The sequence below is a fragment of the Gordonibacter pamelaeae genome (assembly GCF_003340385.1).
Taxonomy (GTDB): domain Bacteria; phylum Actinomycetota; class Coriobacteriia; order Coriobacteriales; family Eggerthellaceae; genus Gordonibacter; species Gordonibacter pamelaeae.
This window is the reverse complement of sequence record NZ_PPTS01000008.1, coordinates 24,655-40,498: the sequence shown is the minus strand read 5'-3', so window position 1 is coordinate 40,498 and position 15,844 is coordinate 24,655. Positions and strand designations below refer to the sequence as shown.

At 65.9% G+C, this 15,844-nt stretch carries 14 protein-coding genes; all 14 read right to left on the bottom strand.

Annotated elements, in window-relative coordinates; translation table 11 throughout:
- Positions 1-42 precede the first annotated feature (42 nt).
- Positions 43-663, bottom strand: a complete 621-nt coding sequence (locus C1877_RS12490) for a 4Fe-4S dicluster domain-containing protein (protein WP_041239196.1) — start codon at positions 661-663, stop codon at positions 43-45.
- 15 nt (positions 664-678) lie between these two features.
- Positions 679-3,159 (bottom strand): molybdopterin-dependent oxidoreductase, encoded by a 2,481-nt coding sequence (locus C1877_RS12485; RefSeq protein ID WP_114569322.1) that lies wholly within the window; start codon positions 3,157-3,159, stop codon positions 679-681.
- Between the two features lie 342 nt (positions 3,160-3,501).
- A complete protein-coding gene (locus C1877_RS12480; RefSeq protein WP_041239195.1) occupies positions 3,502-4,209 on the bottom strand; it encodes a response regulator transcription factor in 708 nt (235 codons plus the stop codon).
- A gap of 42 nt (positions 4,210-4,251) precedes the next feature.
- Positions 4,252-5,910, bottom strand: a complete 1,659-nt coding sequence (locus C1877_RS12475) for an ATP-binding protein (protein WP_114569321.1) — start codon at positions 5,908-5,910, stop codon at positions 4,252-4,254.
- A gap of 99 nt (positions 5,911-6,009) precedes the next feature.
- Positions 6,010-7,014 (bottom strand): ribosome small subunit-dependent GTPase A, encoded by a 1,005-nt coding sequence (gene rsgA / locus C1877_RS12470; RefSeq protein WP_041239194.1) that lies wholly within the window; start codon positions 7,012-7,014, stop codon positions 6,010-6,012.
- A 16-nt stretch (positions 7,015-7,030) separates the two neighbouring features.
- On the bottom strand, positions 7,031-7,642 hold the full coding sequence (locus C1877_RS12465; protein ID WP_041239193.1) for a hypothetical protein: 612 nt from the start codon (positions 7,640-7,642) through the stop codon (positions 7,031-7,033).
- Positions 7,642-9,180, bottom strand: a complete 1,539-nt coding sequence (locus tag C1877_RS12460) for a TrkH family potassium uptake protein (protein ID WP_015539362.1) — start codon at positions 9,178-9,180, stop codon at positions 7,642-7,644. The genes C1877_RS12465 and C1877_RS12460 overlap by 1 nt, the downstream gene beginning before the upstream one ends.
- A gap of 50 nt (positions 9,181-9,230) precedes the next feature.
- On the bottom strand, positions 9,231-9,368 hold the full coding sequence (locus tag C1877_RS15360) for a hypothetical protein (protein WP_015539361.1): 138 nt from the start codon (positions 9,366-9,368) through the stop codon (positions 9,231-9,233).
- Positions 9,369-9,485: 117 nt separating this feature from the next.
- Entirely contained in the window at positions 9,486-10,253 is a 768-nt protein-coding gene (locus tag C1877_RS12455; protein ID WP_015539360.1) for a protein kinase family protein, read from the bottom strand.
- A gap of 25 nt (positions 10,254-10,278) precedes the next feature.
- Positions 10,279-10,686, bottom strand: a complete 408-nt coding sequence (locus C1877_RS12450; RefSeq protein ID WP_015539359.1) for a zinc ribbon domain-containing protein — start codon at positions 10,684-10,686, stop codon at positions 10,279-10,281.
- A 253-nt stretch (positions 10,687-10,939) separates the two neighbouring features.
- The gene (gene clpB / locus C1877_RS12445; protein ID WP_015539358.1) at positions 10,940-13,600 is read right to left on the bottom strand and encodes an ATP-dependent chaperone ClpB; all 2,661 of its coding nucleotides are present in this window, start codon (positions 13,598-13,600) and stop codon (positions 10,940-10,942) included.
- Positions 13,601-13,652: 52 nt separating this feature from the next.
- A complete protein-coding gene (locus C1877_RS12440) occupies positions 13,653-14,045 on the bottom strand; it encodes a heat shock protein transcriptional repressor HspR (protein ID WP_015539357.1) in 393 nt (130 codons plus the stop codon).
- Entirely contained in the window at positions 14,042-14,998 is a 957-nt protein-coding gene (locus C1877_RS12435; protein ID WP_015539356.1) for a DnaJ C-terminal domain-containing protein, read from the bottom strand. The genes C1877_RS12440 and C1877_RS12435 overlap by 4 nt, the downstream gene beginning before the upstream one ends.
- A 71-nt stretch (positions 14,999-15,069) precedes the next feature.
- Positions 15,070-15,843 (bottom strand): nucleotide exchange factor GrpE, encoded by a 774-nt coding sequence (locus C1877_RS12430; RefSeq protein ID WP_114569320.1) that lies wholly within the window; start codon positions 15,841-15,843, stop codon positions 15,070-15,072.
- Position 15,844 lies beyond the last annotated feature (1 nt).

Below are 15,844 nucleotides of genomic sequence, written 5' to 3'. Positions count from 1 at the left end.
CGCGGCGCCCCTGCCGTTCAGGAAAGGGCGCCGCAGGATCGGCTAGCGGATGTAGCTGACCTTCGGTCCCGTGCCGTCCTCTTCCTGCAGAACGACGGCCTCCCGGGTGGCCAGGTACTTCGACACGTCGGACTCGGGATCGTCAAGGTCGCCCCAGTACCGCGCGCGGGCGGGACATAGCTGCATGCAGGCCGGCACCTCGCCGCGATCAATGAGGTTGTGGCAGAACGTGCATTTCTCCACCGTGCCCGCCTTGTGGGTAGGCGCGTCGAACTCGCCTACCACGACATCGAGGTAGTATTCCGGCTCGTTGGCGATCAGCGTGCGCACACCCTCGTAGGGGCATGCCTTGATGCAAGACTCGCAACCAATGCACAGCTCGTTGTCGACCCAGACAATGCCGTCCTCACGCTTCTGCGTGGCGCCCGTCGGGCACACGTTCAGGCAAGAGGGGTTGTCGCAGTGCTGGCACTGCATGGGCAGGAAGTCCAGCGTGCAATCGGGGTACGACCCCGCTGCGCAGTCGTTGCTCGTGCCGCCTATGGTGAGCACGCGGTTGTACACGAGGTCCTTCGGCAGGTTGTTCGCCACCTTGCAGGCCGCAGCACACGTTTGGCAGCCGTAGCAGCGGGTCATGTCGATAGCCATTCCGTAACGCGTCATCGTTCGTCCCCCTCCCTACATCTTCTCTATCGCCACGGCGACGTCGTTGAACGCCTGGTTGGCGCACACTTGGTTGTACTCACGCGACGGAAGGCTCGCATAGTGGCCGTCGATGAAGTCGCCTATCTGCCAGCTGCGCGCAGAGCTTACCATCCTGCGCGGCAAGCCGGCGTTGATGGCAGCCTTCATGACCACGAAGCCCTGGTCGTTGGACAGCTTCACCACATCACCTTCCACGATGCCCAGCTCGGCGGCATCGTCGGGGTTCAGACGCACGATCGGCTCGGGCTCGTACTCCTTCACGTACTCGCAGTCCCACCATTGCGTGTGGGTGTGGGTGCGCATATGCTCCGACAGAAGGTGGAACGGGTAGGTTTCGCGGTAGGCGCGGTCCTCGCCGGCGAACGTCGGCGTCTCCCAGTGCAGGCCTCGCTCGATGGACTCGTCCACCTCCTTGCTCGAAACGTAGGCGCGCTTCACAGTATCCTGGTACAGGCTGATGCGCCCGGTCTCGGTGCCGAACACCTCGGCCGAGGCGATCTTGTCGCCTTCGGGGTAGATGCGCGTAGCTTTTTCACTCTTCAGCTTCTCCACTGTGCAGCCCACGCTCTTCCAGTATTCGGAGTCGAGCAATGTTTCTAGGTACTCCTCCTCGGTGATGTTCCAGAACTCCCCCAGGCCCATCTTCTCGCACAGCAGCCCGAATATCTGGAAGTCAGGCTTTGACTCGCCAAGCGGCTCCACGCACTTGTCCTGCCAGAGCAGGTAGGGATGCGTTGAGAACAGGAACCCGAGATCCACCTGCTCGAACCAATGGGCTGACGGCAAGACGATGTCGGCATGCTTGCACGTCTCGGTCATGCACAGGTCCGCCACCACCACGAACTCCAGCTTGTCGAACCAACCGGTGGTGTAGTCGTGGTCGCACATGGTGACGACCGGGTTCGAACAATGGATGTAAGCGCTCTTGATGGTCAGGTCCTCGCCTAGGAGCTTGCCCGTTTCCAGCACATCGGCGATCTGCACCGTGTGGATGAGGTTGGCCTGGCCACGGCACGGCTTGCCCGAGGAATCCTTCGGGCTGCACGCCGCCGCGCTGTTCGAGTACAGCATCTGCGGCAAGTACTCCTCGGACTGGCCGATGGCCGCACCGGGCTTGCCCGCATTGCCGGTGAGCAGCGACACGAGGTAGACCGGCCATGCGCTGTAATGGCCGTTTCGATAGTGGTTCATGCCCATCATGATCTCGGTGGTGACGGGACCGTCCTCGTGGTAGATGCGCGCAAGCTCGCGCACGTGGTCCTCCGTGAGACCGCACACGGCAGCAGCGACGGCCGGCGGGTACTGCGCGATGTAGCCCTTTGCGTTCTCGTATACCGTCTGCACCTTCACGCCGTTGATGTCGGGCACGCCCGTGAGCGCAGGGGCGGCCGTCTCGCTGAAAGCGACGGCCTTGCCTGCCGCCTCGTCCCATACGGCCGGCGGATCGACCACGGCAGGTTTGCCCGTCAGCGGGTCGGGGTCGCCCTCGGTGGGCTCCACGCCCAGCTCGCTCATGCGCAGGAACGTGCCGTCCTCCTTGATGAGGAGTCCGCAGTTCGTCTTGGCGCGCAGCGTCTCGTCGTCGATCCAGCCGTTCTCCAGCAGCACGTTCAGCACGCCGAGAGCCAGGGCGCCGTCGGTGCCGGCCTTGATGGGAACCCACCAGTCGGCCTTCGAGGCGCTGGCATTGTACACCGGGTCGATGACCACGAGGCGCGTGCCGTTCTCCTTGGCCTCCAAGAAGAAGTGCATGGTGTGCATGAGCGAGATGGTGGGGTTGTTTCCCCAAATGATCTGCGTCTTGGCGTTCTTGCGGTCCGTGAGCTCGTTCGCGAGGTCGATGCCGCCCGTTGCGCGCGAGCTGCCGAAGCCCACGGCCGCATCCACGTCGAGGCTGCAGTACGAGCAGCCCATGACGTTGACGACCCGCTGATAGGCTCCCACGCTGTTGCAAGAGCCGCTGAGCGCGGCGTAGTTGCCGGATCCCAGGAAGAACATGATGGCGGTAGGGCCGTACTGCTCGGTGTAGCCCTTCCATTTCTCGGCGATGGTATCCAGCGCCTCATCCCAGCTGATGCGCTCGAAATCGCCCGAGCCGCGCGCCCCTACGCGCTTCATGGGATACAGCACGCGGTTCGCCCCGTACATGCGCCCCACATGGGTGAGGCCCTTCGTGCAGATGCGGTTGTACTGGGGGTCGGGCATGTCGCGCGCCGAAGTGCGCACCACCTGGCCGTCGCGCACGTGCACGTTCAGAAAGCACCCGCCGCCGCAGTTGCCTCGACAGGTGCCGGAGAACAACTCGTCGGACGATACGGGTGCCTCCGGGTCCACCTTGTCCTTATCGTTGGTTTTCGGTGTGCAGCCCGCCAGCGCTCCAGCTGCGGTGAGGGCGGCGGCCCCCTTGATGAAGCTCCTGCGCGAGAAACCGCGCGCTTGTGCCGTCTCGGCCATGCGATGCTCCTCTCTTCCTTGTTGTCGAAGCCGCTGCGCGCAACGGCATGCTGCACGCGCTTCGCCCGGCGGCTCGATGGGCCTCGCCTGCGGAGGCGCGGGGAGGGAGGGTGTACCGGCTCCGCGCGGCGAGGTTGAGAAGCCATCTGCTTTCCCCTGGCTTCCCGTTGCCTTCACTCTACAAAACCGTACAGCTAATGACGATAAACCGGCGATAAGGATTTGCTTAATAAAATATTAACCGGGCATTAACCCCTCCGCTGATGCCCGTCGGTGCGCATATCGTCGAACAGGTGCGTGTTTCACGTGAAACACCCGGCGCCACCATTCCCCCGAGCTCCCCTACAGCGCGTCCGTCATCTTGTAGCCGACGCGTTGAACCGTGAGCAGGTATTTCGGCTCGGAGGGATTCTCCTCGATCTTCTCGCGGATCTTGCGCACGAACACGGTGATGCTGTTCGTCTTCACATCGGACTCGCCCTCGCCCCAGATATACTCCTGAATCTGGCTGCGCGTGAACACCTTGCCGGGGTTCGCCGCAAGAAACGCCACGATCTCGAACTCCTTCGTGGTCAGCGCCACGGGGCGGCCTCGCAGCAGCACTTGGTACTCGTCGAAACGCACCTCCAGCTCGCCTATGCGCGCGGCGCCCTCACGGTTGCAGCAGCGCGCGAACTCGATGGTGTCCTTATGGCGGCGGATGTTCGCCTCTATGCGCAGCAGCAGCTCGGTGGCATTGAAGGGCTTGGTAACGTAATCGTCGCCGCCGGCCTTGAAGCCGATGCTCTTGTCCACGATATCGCACTTCGCCGAGAGGAAGATGATGGGGATGCGCCGTCCCTCCTCGCGTATCCGACGACACAGGTCGAAGCCGTTCATGCCCGGCAGCATGACGTCGAGCAGCAGCAGGTCGGGCTTCTCGCCGGCCAGCAGCGCCAACCCCCTCTCCGCATCCTCTGCGCCGCAGAAGGCGTAGCCGTTCTGCACGAGCAGCTTCTCGATGGCCGCATGCAGGTTGTCCTCGTCGTCTATGAGCATCACTTTGTACATGGGAGGTCCTTTCTCGGACGCGCGCCGGAACGCGCGCCGCATTCAGCCGACGATCGCGTCGGGCGGTATGGTGATGGTGAACGTGCTTCCCCGGCCCAGCGCGCTTTCCACCGACACGGCGAAGCCCTGCACGGCGGCATACTCCCGCACGAGAGCCAACCCCAGGCCGCTGCCGTTGTACTTGCGCGTGGACGTGCTGTCCACCTGGAAAAAGCGCTCGAAGATGCGCTCATGGTCCTCGGGAGCTATGCCGATGCCGTCGTCGGCCATGCACAGGCGCACGCTGCCGTTGCCCGCGTCCAAGTCAACGCGCAGCTCGACCGTGCCACCGTCGGGCGTGAACTTGATGGCATTGCTTGCCAGGTTCTCCAACATGCGCTGCGTCTTCTCGAAGTCGCCGTTCACAAGCGGCACATCGGATGCCACGCGCGTGCGGAAGGCAACGCAGTATTTCCGGGCAAGCGGGGTCATGGTTCCCCGCACCGATGACACGATGTCTCCCAGGTCCATGGGCTCGCATGCCACATGCACGCTCCCCGCATCGGAACGAGCGATGTCCAGCATGTCGTTTATCATGGTCAGCAGGATCTGGCTGTTCTTCTCGATCTCCTCCCACGAATGGCGTTCGCTCTCGCGGTCGGGAGGGCACGCCTCGCGGGATATCTGCGCGAACGTGATGATGGATGTGAGCGGAGTGCGCAGCTCGTGGTTCACCATGGACAGCAGGTCGGATTTGAACTGCGTCTCTTCAGCCAGCTTCTCGTTCAGGCGCTCCAGGGCATCGCGCTGCTGCTCGAGGGCGACGTTGGCCCTTCGCAGCTCGTCGGTGCGGCTCTCCACCTGATCCTCCAGATGGTCGTACGTCGCATGCAGTTCGGCGGCCATGCTATTGAACCGCTCGATGAGCCGGCTGACCTCGCGCGCGGCATGCGCGTCATCCAACGAAACGGCCAGCTTGCCCTCCCCCATCTCGGTGAAGGCCAGCTTCATGCGGTTGAGCGGCCGGAACACGAAGAACGTGGTCACGGCGTACACCACGGCACCAATGAGCAGCGTGATGAACAGGAAGTACACCACGTCGCGCACCACGTTGTCGCGCACGGCCTGTTGTTGCTGGTCGAGGGGAATCACGATGCTGATGGCGCCGCCCACGGAATCGAGGGTCCAGCCCTCCTTCACCTTGCCGGTGATGTCGACCTCGCCCGCCGGCTCGCCGTGGCATTCGAGGCAGCTCTTGTCCACCTCGAGCGCCTGCGCGTAACGGAACCGCTCGACGCCTTGGAAGTCGGTCACTTCGTAGTATTCCGTAACCGCAGCATTGGCATTGAACGCCTCGAGGGCCTGCGCCTCGAACGCGTCAGGCTCGTCTTGGGAGTTGCGTGGGTTGAAGTTCGTGTAGCGGATGGTGTAGTCGCTGCCCTTCGAGAACAGCGCGCCCACGCTCTTTCCCACGCGCGAGCAATGGAGTCCCTTGAACTCGTAAACCCCGTCCGACGTGGTGTTGATGACGGTTTGCGAGTTGTCCATGAACTGCCAGACGGCATCCATCTCGCGTGCGAATGTGCGCGCCTCCTCCAGCATGGCTGCCTCGGTCTGCCGTTGCTGCGACTGCAGATCGAACAGCACGAACATGAGGAACGACACGGCGAACACCGCGGAAAGCGCGACCAGGTAGATGGTCTTCAGGCTGATTTTCTGCATATCTCCCCCGGCGGACTGCGGCCTTGGCGGCCACCCCTCCCCGCACGCCGCAGACTTTAGCACGAAAGGAAAAGATACGCAAAAGAGTAGGCGATAACCCTAGCCTCTCTTTCCCTTGCGGGATTTGGGGGGGCGGCGCTTGCCGCTGGTGGAGGCTTTCTCGCCGCGGAGGCGGCGGGCTTCCTCGCGGCGCTCCTTCACCTGGGCCGTCTCCTGGCGCAGGCCCTGGTAGGAGGCGAAGCGGGCCTCGCTCAGCTCGCCCGAGTCAACGGCGGCGCGCACGGCGCAGCCGGGCTCGTCCAGGTGGCGGCAGTCGCGGAAGCGGCACTGCTCGGCCAGCTGCTCCACGTCGGCGAACGCGGCCTCGATGCCCGCGTCGGCGTCCCAGAGGCCCAGGCCCCTCACGCCGGGCATGTCCACAACGTAACCGCCGCCCGGCACGGGGATCATCTCGCGGCTCACCGTGGTGTGGCGGCCCTTGCCATCGCCCTCGCGCACCTCGGCCGTTTCCTGCATCTCGTGACCCACCAGCAGGTTCACCAAACTCGACTTCCCCACCCCGCTCTTGCCGATGAACACGGCCGTCGTGCCCGCCGGCACGAGGACGCGCACGGCCTCAACGCTCGCGGGGTCTGCGGCCGACACCACCACCGTCTCCGCAGCGGGCCCTGCCAGCTCGCGCACGCGGTCGCGCACGGCGCGCACGGCATCCTCGCTCTCTGCGAGGTCGGCCTTCGTGAGCACCACGGTCACGGCGGCGCCGGTCTCGTAGGCCAGCACGAGCTCGCGCTCGAGCCGCTTGAAATTCATGTCGGAGAGCGGCTGCGCCACGAACACCCGGTCGAAGTTCGCAGCCAGCACCTGGGGCAGCGCCCGCTCCGTGGGATCCTTGCGCACGAACGCACGCGTGCGGGGCAGGATGGCCTCGATGATGCCCTTGTCGTGGCCCTCGGGAACCGCCACCTCCACCCAGTCGCCGATGACGGCGCGCACCTGCTCGCCCTTCACGAGCGCCGTGGCGTGCTCGCAGCGCACAAGCCGCCCCCCGTCCGTCCGCACGAGCGGGTATCCGCGATCCAGCTTGACGACCTGGCCCTTCTGCAAACGTACCCTCCTCGCTCTAGCGCTGCCGCTCGCGCAGATAGTAGAACACGCCCATGAGCGCGAGCCCGAGCGCCGTGGCAATGGCGCCGGGAACGAACGCGTTCACGTCGAACTCGTCTTCGTGGTGCTTGCCCTTCTCCACCACGGTCACGATGTCGGCGTGCAGGTCCGTGAGCCCCTCGTGCTCGGTGCACACCAGGTGGAACGTGCCGCGCACCTGCAGCTTCGTGCCGGTGGTGCCGTACTTGCCGTACGTGTCGATCTTCGCCGCCTGCTCGGCGGTCATGGATACGGACACCGTGGAAGTGGAATCCTTCTCGTTGGCGGCGAGCGTGATCCACTTGTGGCGGTTGTCCAGGCCCTCGCGGATACTGTCGCCGATAACCTCGCCCACCACCTGCACGGTCTGGTTGTCGTAGTACGCATCGGCGCTGCCCAGCGCCGCGATGGACGTGTCGTAGATGAACGAGCTGTCGGGGCGCTGCTGGGGGTTCACCAGGTTCTCGTCATCGTCCGCGAACGCTGGACTTGGCACGAGCGTCGCCGTCAGCGCCGCAGCCAGCACGAGCGCGGCAAGGGCGCCGCGCAACCAACCGAGGGCCCCAACAGGGAAGCAGCCCGCCCGCATCACAGCACCTCGCCTGTTCGTATCTGGGGCGCGCGGCGGCGCGGCTTGAACGACACGAATATCTCCACGATCAGCGCGAGCAGCGTCACGAATTCCAGACGGCCGGCCCACATCTGCACGATGTAGAACGCCTCCAGCGTGGCCGGCATGCCCGGCGCGGCCAGCCCCGACGACACGCCGCCGTTCGACGCCATGGACACCGACTCGAAGATGGCCTGCGTGGCCTCGTATCCGTGCGCGATGCCCACGAGCGCGCCGATGACGTAGGTGAGCACGTACAGCGTGAATACCGTCATGGCCTCCTTCACCACCTCGGGCGTCACCATGCGACGGCCCACGTGGTTGTACGACACCACCACGCGTGCCGAGTCGGGCGCAAGCGCCTCCTTGATGGTGGCCACGATGGACTTCGCGATGATGCCCACGCGGCTGAACTTCACGCCGCCCGACGTGGACCCGCCGCTGCCGCCCACGGCCATGAGCAGGGCCACCACGAGGAATGCGCCCGATGACAGCGCGCCGGTGAGCTGGTTCGTGGTGATGTTCTGGAAGCCCGTGGTGGAGAACGCCGAGATGACCATGAACCCGCCGCGCCTCAGCATGGCCGGCAGGTCGGAGAAGTTCAGGCTGGCGGACAGCGAGGCAGCGAACACGCACGTCATCACGGCAAGCCACAGCACCATGGTGCGTATCTCCAGATCGCGGAAGAACACGGCCACATGGCCCTTCCATATCTCGGAGTGCAGCACGAAGTTGACGGAGCCCAGCAGCATGAGCAGCATGAGCACCACCTCGATGGGGAACGAGTGGTAGTACATGATGCTCTGGCTCATGGGCGCGAAGCCGCCGGTCATGAAGCCCGAGACGGCCAGCCAGAACGACTGCAGGACCGCACGCAACGGCTCCATGCCTATGAAGAGGCACACGAGCGACAGGATGCCCGTCGCCAGAATGATGAATCCCATGCCGATCTTGGCGATGAACTGCGTGGTCTGCACCACGTTGGGCACGACGTGCTCGCTGCGGCCCTCCGACGAGTACAGACTCGCGCCCGAGCGCTTGCCGAACAGGCCGAACGACAGCGCCACCACGATAAGGCCGAAGCCGCCCAGCAGGTGCATCATGAAGCGCCACATGTTGTCGGCGTAGGAAAGGTGGTCGAGGTCGAGGATGATGCTGGCGCCCGTGGTGGTGATGCCCGACACGCCGTCGAACAGCGCGTCAAGATAGCTGGCGAAATGACCTGAGAGATACAGCGGGATGCTTGCCACGCACGCGAGCACGATCCACGCGAAACCGGTCACGGCCAGCGCCTGCTGGCGGCCGAGCCGGCCGGGCTCGATGCGCAGGAAACGCAGGCCCGAGCCGAGGATGAGCGTGATCCCGATGGTCAGCAGGTAGTGCGAGGCCGGCTCCCACTCGCCGCACGCGATGGCCGTGGCCAGCGGCACGAGCAGCGCGATGGTGGAGAAAAGGACGAGCACGCCCAGATAGTGCCCGATGACGCGTATGTCGTAGAGGGAGAACCGCTGCCACATGGCCTATCCCCTCCGAAGGCCGGCGCGAGGCACGGCCCGGTTGCCCGTCGTCATCCCAACACAACCCTCACCACGATGATGAGCGTCCACAACAGCAGCAGGAAGCACACGAGCGCCAGCAGCACGACGCCGAACCCGATCAGCGGGGTGGTGATGGCCTGCCGTATGCTCTGCTTCGAAGTACGCATGCCGGTATTCTAGTACAAAAGCCCCGCGCGCGATACGTCCCGGGCGCCAACATCGCGAAACGTTGATGCGGCGCTCCTCGTTCGTCGCATGCCCCAGAAAAGGCGCAGGCCGGTGTTTCACGTGAAACACCGGGACGAGAATGCGTCCAGAAAACGAGTGCGGGCCTCGCGGGCTGAAAGGGCGGAGCCCAGCATGTCCGCACCGGCGAGCGCCTCCTCGAGGAAGCGCCGTTGGGCGGGAGCAAGCGGTAACTCGTCGCGCCAGGAACCTCCCCGACGCGACGAGTCGAACGACGAGTACCGCAGGTACAGCACAAGATCGGCGAAACCGGCGATATCCGCGGCGCAGGCGGCAGCGAACACCTCCGCACCGTCCTCCTCTTGCCGGCTCAAGCCGAAGTCGATGAGCGAGACGCGCTCGCCGTCGTACAGGATATTCGCCGGACGCAAGTCGCCATGAGCCGCGCCGGCCTCGTGGAGGGCAACGAGCGCGTCGGCCAGCTGCGAGCCTATGCCCGCGACCTCAACGGGCCCGAACACATGGCGTCGCTCGAACAGCCAGGTAGCAAGCGAGTCGCCCGGCATGCGCTCCAGCACGATGAAGTAGGCGCGTCCCGCACGCACGATGCCGCGCCACGCCGGCAAGGCCGGATGGTCCACGCGTGAAAGAGGCGCCACCTCGCGCCATACGGCGGCGAGGTCGTAGGAAGGACGGAGGGGACGCAGAAGCTTCAGCGCCGCCGGGACGCCGCCGGGACCGACGGCGTCGAACACGGCACCCGAGCCACCGATGCCCGCCAGCCTCCCCAGGCGGTAGCCCTGCACCGAGCGCCCGCAGAAGCGCCGGTACGGCAACGCCACGAGGAACTCGGCCGCACGGGGCATGGGAGGCCTCCCGGTGCGTGCAGCGCTATCGCGGCGTGCCGCAAGAGGGGCAGAACTTCGCGCCCGGCGGCAGTTGCGAACCGCACGAAGCACAGAAGCCGCCGCCCTGCTCCACCTTCGCGCCGCACTGGAGGCAGAACTTGGAGCCGGCCGGAATGGCCGTGCCGCACTGCGTGCATGCCATGCCGGCAGGGGAAGGCACGGTGCCTGCGGGCTCGGCGGCCATGGGCATGCCGCCGCTGGGGAAGGCTTGCCGATGCCCCTGCATCGGCTGCTGGCCGTACCCCTGTTGGCGGTAGGCCGCCTTGCGACGGTCGGAGCTGCTGAACGAGCCGAAGCCCAGTCCGGACAGGAAGCCCTTCTGCTGGTACTGTGCGCTGCCGCCCTGGCCGTACTTGCGCTTCTTCTTGCTGCTGAACGAGAACATGCCCATGGATGCCGCCTTTCGAAGGTCGCCCCGCGCCCCGGCGCGCGGCGAGAATCGCTGCAAAACGTTGGAACCACGGTAGCAGAACCGCGCGGCGCGAAGATCAAATCGAGGTAAAGGATAAGGCTGCCGCCCGGCGTTCCCGAAAAACCGCACAACCGTGGCAAGACGCAGAACGACCCGCCGCGCAGCATGCGGGCGGGCCGTTCAGTTCGCTGCGTGCGCCGCGGGAACACGATGCTCCGGTGGCTGACAGCGGCTACTTCTCCAGCAGCAGGTCGTCCAGAGCCGTGGCGTCGAGCTCCAAGGGGGCCTCGACGGTGCACTGGTAGTTGCCGTCGGCGTCGATGTCGATGAGCACGTGGCTGCGGTCGCGCAACTGGCCCTCCACCACCTTCTGGGCGATGCGGTCCACGATCTCCTTCTGGATGAGGCGCTTCAGCGGGCGCGCGCCGAAGATGGGGTCGTAGCCGTCGATGGACAGATGCTCCATCGCGGCCGGCGTCACGTCGAGGGTGATGCGGCGGTCGGCCAGGCGGTCGCGCACCTCCTCAAGCTGCAGGTCCACGATGGGCTCGATGTTCGTCATGTTGAGCGCGTTGAACACCACCACGTCGTCGATGCGGTTGATGAACTCGGGGCGGAACGTCGCGCGCAGGGCGCCGTCGATGGCCTGCTTCATGGCCTTCTCGTCGCCGTGCTCGGCGAACTCGCGGATGAACTGGCTTCCCACGTTCGACGTCATGATGATGATGGCGTTCTTGAACGACACCACGCGGCCCTGTCCGTCGGTCAGGCGACCGTCATCGAGCACCTGCAACAGGATGTTGAACACGTCCGGGTGCGCCTTCTCTATCTCGTCCAGCAGCACCACGGAGTACGGCTTGCGGCGCACGGCCTCGGTCAGCTGGCCGCCCTCGTCGTAGCCCACGTACCCCGGAGGCGCGCCGATGAGGCGCTGGACGGAAAACTTCTCCATGTACTCGGACATGTCGATGCGCACCATGGCGCGCTCGCTGTCGAACAGGTACTCGGCCAGCGCCTTCGCCAGCTCCGTCTTGCCCACGCCCGTGGGGCCCAGGAACAAAAACGAGCCGATGGGGCGGTCGGGGTCGGAGAGCCCGGCGCGGTTGCGGCGGATGGCGCCGGCCACCGAGGACACGGCCTCGTCCTGGCCCACCACGCGCTCGTGCAGCTTCTCCTCCAGGTCCACGAGCTTCGCCATCTCGCCCTGCATCATCTTCTGCACGGGGATGCCCGTCCAGGTGGACACGACCTCGGCGATCTCGTCGTCGGACACCTCCTCCTTCAAGATGGCGCCGTCCTGCTGCTTCACGTTCAACGCCTCTTCGGCGGCGTGCAGGCGGCGCTGCAGGTCGGGGATGCGGGCGTAGCGGATCTCGGACGCCTTCACCAGGTCGCCCTCGCGCGTGGCGCGCTCCTCTTCCAGCTGGGCGCCTTCGAGCTCGCTCTTGAGCTCCTGCACGTTCACGATGGCGTCCTTCTCGTTCTGCCACTCGGCCTTGCGCTTGTCGAGGTCCTCCTGGGCGGCGGCGATGTCGCGGCGCAGCACCTCCAGACGCTCCTTGGAGGCCTCGTCGGTCTCCTTCATGAGCGCCTGCTCCTCGATCTGCATCTGGGTGAGCTTGCGGTCGGCCGCGTCAACTTCCTCCGGCATGGAGTCGATCTCGATGCGCAGGCGGCTGGCGGCCTCGTCCATGAGGTCGATGGCCTTGTCGGGCAGGAAGCGGTCGGAGATATAGCGGTTCGAGAGCTCGGCCGCGGCCACGATGGCGGCGTCGGTGATGCGCACGCCGTGGTGGATCTCGTACTTCTCCTTCAGGCCGCGCAGGATGGCGATGGTATCCTCCACCGTGGGCTCCGTGACCAGCACCGGCTGGAAGCGGCGCTCGAGGGCCGCGTCCTTCTCGATGTACTTGCGGTACTCGTCGAGCGTGGTGGCGCCGATGGCGTGCAGCTCGCCGCGGGCGAGGGCGGGCTTGAGCATGTTGCCGGCGTCCATGGAGCTGTCGCCGGTGGAGCCGGCGCCCACGATGGTGTGCAGCTCGTCGATGAACAGGATGATCTGCCCCTCGCTCTGCTTCACCTCGCGCAGCACGGCCTTCAGGCGGTCCTCGAACTCGCCGCGGTATTTAGCGCCGGCCAGCATCGCCGGCAGATCGAGGGCGATGATGTCTCGGTCCTTGAGCGACGAGGGCACGTCGCCGTCGACGATGCGCTGGGCCAGGCCCTCCACGATGGCCGTCTTGCCGGTGCCGGGCTCGCCGATGAGCACGGGGTTGTTCTTCGTGCGGCGGGACAGCACCTGGATGGTGCGGCGGATCTCCTCGGCGCGGCCGATGACCGGGTCGAGCTTGCCCTCGCGGGCCTGCTGGGTGAGGTTCTGGCCGTACTGCTCCAGCGCCTCGAACTGCACCTTGTTCTGCTGGTCGGTCACGCGGGTGTCGCCGCGCAGCTCCTCGTAGGCCGCCTCGATGGTCTTGCGCGTGATGCCTGCGGCGTTGAGTATCTTGCCGGCGGCGCCCTTCTCCTCGGCCAGCGCGATGAGCAGATGCTCGCTCGTGGCGTAGCTGTCTCCCAGCTTCTCGGCGATCTTCACGGCGCTGTCGATGAGGCCCATGAGCGCCGGGCCCGGCACGCCGCTCATCATCATGGGGCCGCTCGCGCTCACCTTCGGCATGCGCAGGATCTCGTCGTCCACGTTGGCCATCAGCTGGAACGGCTCGGCGCCGATGCGCTTGATGATGGCCGACAGGTTGTTCTCCTTCGATTCAAGCAAGGCCTTCAGCATATGGATAGGCTCCGCTTGGGATGCTTCGTTCTCGGAGGCGATGGTGATGGTCTGCTGCAACGCCTCCTGGGCGGTCAGGGCCAGTTTGTTCAGGTTTCCCATGCTCATAGGTTCGTTCCTCCTTCGCTTTCGTCCAATGGCAAAAGCCGAGAATGCAAGGTTAGGGAAGGCGGCGCAGCGCCGTGGGCATGTCGGATGCCCGCACAAGCGAGTTCACGCTCTCGCGCGTTTCCAGCTCGTGCACGCGGTCGGCCAAGCGGCGCACGCGCTTGTGCAGGTCGTCCAGCTCGTTGTCGCGCTCGTCCAACCGCCCTTGCAAGTCCAGGATGCGGATGACGCCGGCCAGGTTGATGCCCTCGCCGGTGAGCTCGTTGATGAGCTCCAGCCGCTCGATGTCGGCCTGCGAGTACATGCGCGTGTTGCCGCTCGTGCGCTGCGGCGTGACGAGGCCCTTCTGTTCGTAGGTGCGCAGCGTCTGCGGGTGCACGCCGGCGAGCTGGGCGGCCACGCTGATCATGTAGAGCGGGCGGTTGCGGTCGGTGCGGTCGGTCATTGCCAGCTCCTCACGTCATCCGTCGTGGCAGCCAGGAAGTCCTCCATGGCCTTCTTCTGGCCCTCGCTCATGGCCTTCGGCACCTGCACGTCTATCCTCACCTTCAGGTCGCCGGTGCCCTCGCCCTTCACGCGCGGGGCGCCCTTGCCCTTGATGTTGAGCACTGTCTCGTCCTGCGTGCCGGCGGGCACGCGCACGCGCACCTTCGTGCCGTCGGGAGCGGGCACGACGATGCTGGCGCCCAGCGCGGCCTCGGCCACGGTCACGGGCACGTCCACCTCCACATCGGCGCCCTTGCGGGTGTAGTAGGGGTGATCGTCGATCTTCGTCGTGATGAGCAGGTCGCCCGCCGCGCCGCCGTTCTCGCCGGGGCCGCCCTTGCCCTTGAAGCGCAGGCGGCCGCCGTCCACGGCGCCGGCCGGTATCTTCACGGTGAGCGTTTCCTTGTCGGCCCTTCCGGGCACGCGCACGGTCACGAGCTTCTCGGCGCCTTTGAACGCCTCGTCGAACGACACGTTCAGCGTCACGTTCATGTCCTGGCCCTTGCGGGGTCGCGGCTGGCGCGCGCCGCCGCCGAATCCGGACAGGTCGCCGAAGTCCCAATCGCTGCCGAAGGCGCCATCGCCGTGACGGATGCTCTCCAGGATATCGGCCCAACTGCCGAACCCGCCGCCTCCGCCGCCGCCGAAGATGTCCTCGACGTTCACGTTGCCGCCGCCCCATCCGTGCGGGATCTGGTTCTCGTTCGCGGTCCCGTACTGGTCGTACAGCTTGCGCTTCTTGTCGTCGGACAGCACCTCGTACGCTTCGTTGAGCTCCTTGAACTTCGCCTCGTCGCCGCCCGTGTCGGGGTGGTGCTTGCGCGCGAGCTTGCGGAACGCCTTCTTTATCTCGTCAGCCGTGGCGTTGCGCGCAACGCCGAGCGTTTTATAGTAGTCGGGAGTCGCTGCCATGCTCCACCACCTTTCGTTCTACCTCGTATCAAGCAGAAGCGGGCCTTGAATCCGCCCGCTTCCGCCTGCTGCTATTTCTTGTCTTTATCGCCCTCGTCAGGCGCTTTCTCGCGCTTCGGACCACCGCTGGTCACGGTCACCATGGCTGGTCGCAAGACTTTCGATCCCATCTTGTAACCTTTCTGGTAGACCTCGGCCACCGTCTCGTCGGGCACGTTCGCGTCGTCCACCGTGGCCACGGCCTGCGCCTCGAGCGCGTCGAACGCCTCGCCCTGCGGATCGATGACCTCCACGCCGTCCTTCTTCAGCACGTCGACCATCTTCGTGTGCACGGCGCTCACGCCGTCCAGCAGTCCCTGCTCGCCGTTCTTCGTGGCGTAGTCGATGGTGCGCTCGAAGTCGTCCAGCACGGGAAGCAGGCCCGACACCAGCTTCTCGGTCGCGCGGGCCTTCTCGGCCTCGCGCTGCTCCGCCGTGCGGCGGCGGTACGTGTCCCATTCGGCGTGCAGCCGCAGGAACTTGTCCTGCCACTCCTGGGCCTCGGCCTTCGCGGCAGCCACCTGCTCGCTGTCCGTGGGCTTCGCCTCCACCGGCTCGCCTTCGAGGGCCGCCTCGGCCTCTGCGACGATGCGGTCGGCGTCGCTGCCCGCGGCCGGCCCCTTCGGGTCGGCCGCCGCGGCGGTGGCACCGGGCTCGGAGGAGGGGGCTGAAGAGCCGGTGCCCGTGTCGGCCTGATTCGCGGAGGGCTGGGAATCCCCGGCCGCCCCGCGCGTGTCCTCGATGGGGATGCTCCTGCCAGCGCCCTGCGCCGGGCGCCCGGACGGGGGTGTGCTCGGCTTGGCCATG